Source organism: Streptomyces sp. NPDC017991 (assembly GCF_044328075.1).
Lineage (GTDB): Bacteria > Actinomycetota > Actinomycetes > Streptomycetales > Streptomycetaceae > Streptomyces.
The window spans coordinates 22,275-30,896 of sequence record NZ_JBIRGP010000032.1 but is presented as its reverse complement, the minus strand read 5'-3'; the positions used below and the strand labels follow the sequence as shown (position 1 = coordinate 30,896).

At 65.5% G+C, this 8,622-nt stretch carries 5 protein-coding genes and 3 pseudogenes; 6 read left to right on the top strand and 2 right to left on the bottom strand.

Going from position 1 to position 8,622, the window contains the following annotated elements:
• A pseudogene (locus tag ACH4DZ_RS44230) lies at window positions 1–443 on the top strand (transposase); the annotation flags it as partial.
• Between the two features lie 103 nt (window positions 444–546).
• On the opposite strand, the pseudogene ACH4DZ_RS44225 reads toward ACH4DZ_RS44230, so the two are convergent.
• Window positions 547–1,379, bottom strand: a pseudogene (locus ACH4DZ_RS44225) (IS5 family transposase).
• A gap of 649 nt (window positions 1,380–2,028) precedes the next feature.
• On the opposite strand from ACH4DZ_RS44225, the gene ACH4DZ_RS44220 reads away from it, so the two are divergent.
• Together ACH4DZ_RS44220 and ACH4DZ_RS44215 are read left to right on the top strand one after the other, a co-directional pair.
• A complete protein-coding gene (locus tag ACH4DZ_RS44220; RefSeq protein WP_398295399.1) occupies window positions 2,029–2,226 on the top strand; it encodes a DUF5999 family protein in 198 nt (65 codons plus the stop codon).
• A gap of 119 nt (window positions 2,227–2,345) precedes the next feature.
• Complete coding sequence (locus ACH4DZ_RS44215; protein WP_398295397.1) at window positions 2,346–2,522, top strand: hypothetical protein; 177 nt, start codon at window positions 2,346–2,348, stop codon at window positions 2,520–2,522.
• A 183-nt stretch (window positions 2,523–2,705) separates the two neighbouring features.
• Here ACH4DZ_RS44215 and ACH4DZ_RS44210 read toward each other — a convergent pair whose 3' ends face one another.
• A complete protein-coding gene (locus ACH4DZ_RS44210) occupies window positions 2,706–2,846 on the bottom strand; it encodes a hypothetical protein (RefSeq protein ID WP_398295395.1) in 141 nt (46 codons plus the stop codon).
• An 819-nt stretch (window positions 2,847–3,665) separates the two neighbouring features.
• Between ACH4DZ_RS44210 and ACH4DZ_RS44205 the strand changes: the two are divergent.
• From ACH4DZ_RS44205 to ACH4DZ_RS44195, 3 genes and pseudogenes are all read left to right on the top strand, one after another.
• Window positions 3,666–4,864 (top strand): annotated as a pseudogene (locus tag ACH4DZ_RS44205) (IS701 family transposase).
• 1,119 nt (window positions 4,865–5,983) lie between these two features.
• Complete coding sequence (locus ACH4DZ_RS44200; RefSeq protein WP_398295393.1) at window positions 5,984–7,042, top strand: bifunctional DNA primase/polymerase; 1,059 nt, start codon at window positions 5,984–5,986, stop codon at window positions 7,040–7,042.
• Window positions 7,039–8,607, top strand: coding sequence for a phage/plasmid primase, P4 family (locus ACH4DZ_RS44195; protein WP_398295392.1), 1,569 nt, complete (start codon window positions 7,039–7,041; stop codon window positions 8,605–8,607). The genes ACH4DZ_RS44200 and ACH4DZ_RS44195 overlap by 4 nt, the downstream gene beginning before the upstream one ends.
• Window positions 8,608–8,622: the final 15 nt, after the last annotated feature.

Sequence of the window (8,622 nt, the reverse complement as noted above, 5' to 3'; positions counted from 1 at the left end):
TCGAAAGGGGAATTGTGTTCCCGCTTCGCGGCTATGCGCGTGCGCCCGGCCGGAAAAGCCGTCGAACGCCCGATCAAAGCAGCGGCCCCGGCCGAGCAGGGCTGGTGGGACGGGATCCTGCCCGAGTGCTGGCTGCTCGCCGAGTGGCCTGTCGGTGCCGAGGCACCGACCGAATACTGGCTGTCCAGCTCCCGTCCGACACCCCGTCCGCCGATCTGGTCCGCCTGGCCAAGGTCCGCTGGCGCACCGAGCACGACTACCGAGAGCTCAAGCACGGCCTCGGCCTGGACCACTTCGAAGGCCGATCCTGACCCGGCCGGCACCACCACATCACCCTCGCGACCGCCGCCCACGCCTTCCTCACCGAACAGCGCCTGGCCCCAAAAGCACCGGAACCAGCATCACCCTCTACCAGATCCTCGACGCTCACCAAGACACCCTGAGGTGCTGAACCGGCATCTGCACCAGCTGCCAGCAACCCCTCCCCACCACAACCCACCCAACAACAAGATCAAGAAAAACCTGACGGAGTCCTATTAAGAACTCCTATCGGAATGACTTCAGGCGTCTCCAGCAGATGAGTGCACATCCGAGCGTGAGGAACGCTTCGTGGATGTCGTCGCGGATCTCCCATCGGATCCGCAGACGGCGAAACCAGTGCAGGTGGGCGAAGGCGCGCTCTACGACCCAGCGTTGGGTCCCCAAGCCGGAGCCGTGCTCGGTGCCGCGGCGGGCGATCTGCGGCTTCACGCCGAGCGTGCGGACGAGTCGGCGGTAGTTGTCGTGGTCGTAGCCGCGGTCGCCCAGCACCACATCGGGGCGGCGCCGGGGCCGGCCGCGCTTGCCCCGCACCGGCGGCACGGCCTCAAGGAGTGGGATCAGCTGGGTGACGTCGTTGCGGTTACCGCCGATCAAAGTCGCGGCGAGCGGAATGCCCGTGGCGTCCGTGATCAGGTGATGCTTGCTGCCCGTCCTGCCCCGGCCGACGGGGCTTCGTCCGGTCTTGGCTCCCCCTTTTACGCCCAGATGTGGGAGCCGTCCACGGCTGCCTGGGAGAAGTCCAGAGCGCTCGCGCCGCGGAGCTCGGCCAGGAGGACTTCGTGCAGCCGGGGCCACACCCCGACCTATGTCCACTCCGCGAGGCGCCGCCAGCAGGTCATGCCCGAGCCGAAGCCGAGTTCCTGCGGCAGGTGTTCCCAGGCGATCCCGGTGGGCAGCACGAACAGGATGCCCTGGAACACCAGTCGGTCCGGATGCCGCTTGCGCCCCGGATGCAGGGCCCGACGCTCCACCTTCGGCAACAGCGGCTCGATCACCGCCCACAACTCGTCATCGACGTCCCACGGCTTCGACCGAGCCACCGCACACCCCCAGGTCATCAGTCTCGGAGCGATCCAACCACCTCAAAGATCATTTCGTTAGGAGTTCTAAGCGCGGCAGCCACTCCCTCCACCACGTACCCGCGGTCGACGCCAAGGAGGACGACTCGGTGCTGCGCACGGCAGACCTCATCGCTGTGCACGATTGAGGGGCCGCCTGACGGCTGTGGACGGACGCCGCCGAGCGCGATCGCCAGGCAGTGACTCCCCTGCCCGACCTAGGCACGCTGTGCCGCAGGGCCTCCGGCCACCCGGAGCCTCGCGGCACCCCGGGTGGGAATCACCTGAACGCACCAGCCTGCTGACGGTGCCCACCAGGATGGGTCGGGGTGATCCGCACCGCAGACCTCTGGCATCACTACGGCGGCACCCGCAACGCCACCGACCGCGCCATACCTGGCCGCTTGGCCTGGAGTTGGGGACAGGACGGCGGGCCCGGAGCTGAAGCCCTCGGCGACGTAACTGATCGGTCCGCTGGCGACCTCGGCGCCGGGGTGACACGGCACGCAACCCACCTGACCGGCCACCGCCAGCCCGCCCGCATCACCGCCATCGACGCCTCGCCCGCCCAACATGCCATGGCCACCGCCTTGTACGGCTACCCCGCCCCTCGCCCGGGCCTGGCCCACTGCAACGTGATCCAGCACCAGTGCACCCGCGCCGAAACCTACGACACGCTCTACAGCGTCCTCGGCGCCGTCGACCTCACCGAGCAGCACGACCTGCTGCCCGCGGCGGCAACAGCGACCCGGAGCGGGGCCGGAGCCTCCTGTGCAATGGCGCCGTGGTCTTCGACGGCACCGGCGATCTGCTGCTCGCCGGCCGGACAGTCCCCTCCCCTGGCTAATCCATGCGGGCGGGGCGCGACGGCTGCCCTGTCACTTCGCGTCGGTCGTTGAACCACCGGCGGCCGAGACGGGTTGTGACAGGGAGCCGGACAGCACGGACGGCCTGAGAGGAATGGTCATGCGCGGAAGCCGTATCAAGCTCATCACCGACATCGAGGCGCTCGGTGCCCGGCACCGTGCCGGAGATCTGGGAACCGTTGAAGAGGTTCACACCGGTGGTTACTTGACGGTCCGGATGGATGACGGCCGCCCTAACTTCCCTACCCGGGACGAAGTGAGTCTCGAACCGACCTGAGCAAACTGCCAGTTACCTGACCACGGGAGCGGGACGGCTCGACCAATGCGATGGCGGCAGTGCTCTGCGCGGTGCTCGCCTTCCTGTTGTCGTGACTGTACTTCGGGTACCTGAGCCACTATGACCTCAGCTACTACGACCTCAGCAACAACCCCCGACAGCGTTCATTTGAGGATTCGGGCACTACTTCGTGTTCGCGTCACCGACGGCGGCGGGCGAGGCTTTGGGGGCGTTCAATGACGCCATCGCCGAGACGGAGTCGGCGCTGCCGAGGTGGGCTGTCGGGCTGACGCTGGACGCACCGGTCAGCGTGTTCCTCCTCATCGCCTCATGGAGGCTCGCGGCGGTCGGGGCGGGGCTGCGGAGTTGGTGGTTGTAAGCCGCTGCCGTGGTGCTCGCGGCGGGGACGGGCGCGGGTTCATGGGGCCGGTGTGGGCGCTGGCAGCAGTCTGCGGCGTGCTCGCCGTGCAGCCTGCGGCACAGATCATCGACCGGACTTCCGGTTCTCGCGCCGACTGAGCAGACGGCGGGCGCCACGCCCCCAGGGGGCAATCTGCCCCCCTGCTCGACCTCACCCTGGGCGGATTGAAACCCGTGCCGCCGCGGCTGCCTCAGCTTCCCGAAAACCGACGGCAGAACCCGGACGTGACTGAAGCTGCTGTTCAGCGGCCTGTTCCAGTAGTGCTCGTGCGGAGTCCAAATAGCGCATCGCAGTCTTCTCATCTAGCCCGAACACCTCCGGGAGGTGGGGCGGATCAGACCCGTAGATGAAGGCCCCTTCGAGTTGCCGGTCAATGCGGAGCCGCTCCAACATCACGTCCCGTACTCGCAACGGCGAGGGCAAGGATGAGTCGTGTCGCCGGGTGGTGGCTGCCTCAACGGACCAGTCGACCTGGGCAGGAACGAGCGGTTGAATCACGCCGTACTCGTACTGACCGACCTTGCTCCGGCTCGTGGGGTTGCGGAAGATGAGGGGACTACATCGGTGTGCTGCTGCCCTGGAGGTCAGTTCTGTGTAGTGCGCGCAGTGGCGCTGCTGCAGTGGGACTTCCTGGTTGTGTTCGTGCAGCCTGTCCCTTCTCCGAACTAGTACTGCAACGGTGCTTGCCGTGGCTGCTGGCCAGCTCGGTCGTTGGTGTGGTCATGGGTGGGGACCTTGTTGATATCAGGTTTGGGCAGGTGAACTCGGGGCGGCGCATGAGCAGTTCATGCACCAGTTCAACTGGGAGGAGCCGCGACAGTCCGCGCTTGCCTATATGCGGGGGCTGGTTGCTCCGCTGGAGCGAAAGAACGGCCGGACGCTGGTGGATGAGGCCGGGCATGCCTGCCCCGGTCTCATCCACCGGCTGCTGAACCGCATCGAGTGGGACGCCGACGCGGTCCTGGACGACGTACGCGACGTCGTCGTCGAACACCTCGGAAACCCAGATGCCGTCCTGATCGTCGATGACACCGGGTTTCTGAAGAAGGGCATTCATTCGGCCGGAGTGCAGCGTTAGTACTCCGGAACCACCGGCCGCGCCGAGAACAGCCAGGTCGGTGTGTTCCTCGCCTACGCCACCGGCCGTGGACGCACTCTGATCGACCGGCGAATGTATCTGCCCTCCTCCTGGACGGACGACCGGGAACGCTGCCGCCGGGCCGGCATCGACGACACAGTCCACTTCGAGACGAAGGTGGCCATGGCCAAGGCGACGGTCCGCCGCGCCATCGCCGACAAGGTCCCGTTCGGCCGGGTGACAGCGGACGCCGCCTATCGCTTCACCGAGGGCCGACGATTCGAACTTGAGCAAGCAGACATCTTCCACGTCATAGCCACAACGAGACACGACACGGTCGTCACCCACTGGGCACTCAACCACCCCGTCCACAATCTGTTCCCCGGCCTCCCACGGCACAAATAGAAACGCCGTCCCTGTAGGGAGAGGGCCCACACCCGTCGCATCTACGACCGGACCCGCGTCGAGGTCCGGCCTTGGCACCGCGAGGACCGCCGTCACTGGGTCCTCGCCCGCCGCAGCGTCAGCAGACCCGACGAGATCTCCTACTACATCGCCTACTGCCCCGCCGACACCACGCCGGACGAGCTGATCCGCATCTCGGGCAGCGGCTGGGCGCTGGGCGCTGGGCGCTGGAGGAATGCTTCCTAAAGAGCCAAGCAGGGGTGCGGCCTGGACGACTACCGGCTCCGCCGGCATCCCTGCTGGCATCGCCACATCACCCTGACCATGAACGCCCACGCCTGCCTGACCCTCCTGCGAGCCCGACAACTGGACACGGATACAGCAGAAACGGATCTTACCGGCTCATCCACCTCAGCCCCGCCGAAATCAGACGCCTGATCGCCCGGCTCACCGGCCGCCGTCCCACCCCGAAGGACTGTTTCTCGAATGCCGACCCCTTGCACATCGACACCATGCTGTTGCTATTGACGATCTCTTGTCAGCCGGTGGAAACGCCGTGGGGCAGGGCGCCATCGGAGGTGCTCACAGTTCAGGCCATCGAAAATCTAGGCTTCAAACGGGCCTGAGGGGGGCGGGGCGGAGTCTGGTTCAGTCCGTCGGCCCCTCAGCCCTTCTAAGAATCCACAGGTCAGAGCGGCCTCAAAGGCCTGACAGGGGCGGGAGGGGCTGAACTTTCCAGTTGCCAACCGTCTTGCGTGCAGGGGTATGCAGGCGCGCGCGAATAAAACCTCCAAAAAGGACATACGCTTGAGGTGAGTTCCCGGGACACTGATAACTGGAAAGTTCAGCCCCTCCCGCCCCTGTGGCGCAGGGGTATACGACGTTTGACCTGCTCAAATGTGTCGGATATGCAAGAGGGCCCAGCCACTCTCTGCCCCTGAGGGAGAGCGTTCCGACCCTTCCGCCCCTTCCCGGCCTTCCTGCAGGGTTCACGACAGCCCACAGAGGAGAACCGCGCAGGATCTTGTCCCAGGCCCTGGGAAAGGTGGTGCCCTGCGCCGCAGTTCAGGGGCTGGAGGGGCAGAACTCCAGGGATGGCGAAGAGAGAGCGTGCCGGGATACACGTGACCGAAGCCGTGCGGTAGGGTCACGGAAATTCAGCCCCTACCGACCCTCCTAAAAGGGTCATAAGCAATCAAATAAGCCCCTCCAGGCTTCTATTGGTCCACAGTGACCGCAGAACGCCGCCCAAGGGCAGGGGCTGAAGGTCTGCCACTCCTACCGAGGTGGGCTCCAAGACCGCTTCGGCGGTACCAGAGCTGGGCCCCTTTCACCCCTCGACTGAGACGAACCCAGGGGCGGAAGGGGCTGAAGTTGAGGCATGTCCATGAACTTGGGCCCTGCGTCCTATGCACCAAGGATCCCTGCGCTAGGCTCGCGCCAAACAGACAAGAGACTTCAGCCCCTCCAGCCCCTCAACTTCAACCTGCTTCTCAGTGACCTGCATATTTCAACCGGCTGTGCGGTTTGCCCGCACCCTGAGCAAGGACCGGCAGAGTGCTCCGCCACCCCAAACTCTTCACCGCGCCGTCGGAGCCCCTGCCGGTGGACACGGCGATCTGGTGTGCTCGGAAGGGCTGGCCCGTGCATCCGCTGGTTCCCGGACGCAAGATTCCTGCTGCCAACTGCTCCGATTGCCGACTCCAGGACCATTCCCCTGAAGAGTGCTCCTGTCATGCGGCAGGCCGGTGGTGCCACGGCTTTCACGCTGCCACGACGGATGTCGAACGCATCCGCACCTGGTGGGCGGCACACCCCGACTTCGGTGTCGCCGTCTCATGCGGTCCAGCTCGCTTGGTAGTGCTCGACATCGACGCGCACACGCAAGAACAGCCTTCACGGGAACGACTGTTGCCGGGCATTCCCGTGCATCCGTCGATCGATCTGGCAGGTCTCGAGAACGGCTTCCATACCCTCGGCCTGCTCGCCGCCTATCGTGGGCAGCAAAGCCCCTGTTCCGACGAGACGACTCTGAGGGTGCGGACGGCGTCTGGGGGCATCCATGTGTGGTATTCCCTGCCCCAGGGCAGCCGCATGCGGTCTTCCTCCGGGGCTGGGGTTACCGCAGCCCTGGCTTGGCAGGTCGATGTTCGTGCGGAAAAGGGCTACGTTGTGGCGCCCTTCACGCGAACGAAGTCAGGCACCTACCGGCCTGTGGGGCCAGTCCTGGAACCTGCTCCCTTGCCGGCCTGGCTGGCCGCAGAGTTGAACCGCACCGGGCATGCGGTCACCTCCTCCCCCGTTCCGCAGCAGGCCGCCCCGGTTCTGACACGCCGATCAGGAGCAGTCGACGGGCTCAGCAGGTTGCTCGAAGCGGTCGAGGCCTGCGCCACGGCGTCGGAAGGAACCGGGTTCACCGACAAGCTGAACAGGGCCGCATTCACCGCTGGCGGGCTTGTTGCTGCTGGACGCCTGTCACATGCGGAGGCAGTGGACCGTCTTACGCGGGCGGCTGAAGTGGCACGGCCTGCGCAGTCAGCCAAGAACAACCGGACCATTCGTGACGGACTCGGTGCGGGGGTCCGCCGCCCGCTCCACCTCAAAGGACGCTCATGAGCACCTCCAGCGACCGCCCCGCTGCTGCCTTTGACCCCGACTTTGTTGCGCAGCAGATGCTCGATCTGAACGCTGGGCTAGCTGCCGATGCCCCAGAGCGCACCCTCCCTGCCCAGAAAGCGACCAGGGAATTCGGCGGGCCCGCGGGCGAGGCCATCAGTCCCCCGCCGTCGGGACGGCTGCCGCATGACCTCACTGACCGTGCCAACGCGGAACTGTTCGCCTCCATGTATGGAGGGCAGTTCCGCTATGTGGAAGGCAACGGCTGGTACACCTGGGATTCCGGCCGATGGAAGCTGCGCGGTGGTGAGGGTGCCGCCGTCTGGGCTGCTGGTGACATGGCCGCCCAGATGCCGACGCACGACCCGACAGGGCAGTTCTCCCGCCAAGACGTCCTCCGGCATCGCCGGTATTCGTCCTCGACAAGCGGCGTGAAAGCGATGCTGCATCAGGCCAAAGCGTCTCCAGCCCTTTCGCTCGACGCTGAACAGCTAGACGGCAACCCTTACACCCTGTGCACGCCAGCCGGAGTGGTCGACCTCCGGACGGGCGAGCTTCGTGCGGCGGACCCAAGGCGGGACTTCAACTCCCGTTGCACCCGCGTTGCACCCGCGTCCACGCCCACTCCGCGGTTCTTCCGTTTCCTAGCCGACATCTTCGGTGACGACGGCGACGGCAAAGAAATGATCGAATACCTCCATATTCTGCTGGGGTACTCCATCACGGGCGATGTCGGTGCGCAGGTCTTGCCGTTCTGTCACGGAGACGGAGCAAACGGAAAGTCTGTCCTGCTGGATACGACGGTCCAGATTCTCGGGGACTACGCCCACTCCGCACCGCCCGGCTTCCTCATGGACCGTGGTGGCTACACCGAGCACTCGACCGAGCTCACGGAACTGTACGGGCGTCGCCTGGTGGTGTGCAGCGAGCTCAAGCCCACCGACAAGTTCGACGAGGTGCGCGTCAAGCTTCTCACCGGCGGTGACAAGGTGACTGCGCGCAGAATGCGTCAGGACTTCTTCACTTTTGCTCCCACGCATCACCTCTGGCTCCTGGGTAACCACCATCCTGAAGTTGCCACAGGAGGCCATGCTTTCTGGCGCCGTCTTCGACTGATTCCGTTCGAGCGGAAGATCCCAGATAACCAGAAGATCGACAATCTGGCCCGCATCTTGGTCGAGGAAGAGGGACCCGGTATTCTCGCGTGGCTCATCGAGGGTGCCCGCCAGTTTCTTGCGACCCGCGACCCCAGCCGTAAGCGCGACAACCTCGCAGGCCCAGCGCGAGTGCGCACGGCCACTACGAACTACGCGGCCACAGAGGACCACGTCGGCCGGTTCTTGTCCGACCTCTGCCAGATGCAGGAGGGGATGAAGGTCCAGCAGACCGTGTTGTATCGGGTGTATGCCCGGTGGTGCCAGGACGAGGGCGTCCGGCCGGCAGGGTCGCGTAGCTTCGCCACCCGGATGCGTAGCGAGCTTGGCCTGAAATCCCCCGACGAGATGATCAAGTCGAATGGCACCCGCTACTACCCAGGGCTGGGTCTGTCTGCCGACGATGCATAGATACAGGGTTGAAAT

Bases quoted from the DNA above. Each gene is read 5' to 3' on its own strand.
- ACH4DZ_RS44215 (WP_398295397.1), top strand. From the start codon at position 2,346: ATGCGCGGAAGCCGTATCAAGCTCATCACCGACATCGAGGCGCTCGGT.
- ACH4DZ_RS44195 (WP_398295392.1), top strand. From the start codon at position 7,039: ATGAGCACCTCCAGCGACCGCCCCGCTGCTGCCTTTGACCCCGACTTT.
- ACH4DZ_RS44210 (WP_398295395.1), bottom strand. From the start codon at position 2,846: ATGAGGAGGAACACGCTGACCGGTGCGTCCAGCGTCAGCCCGACAGCC.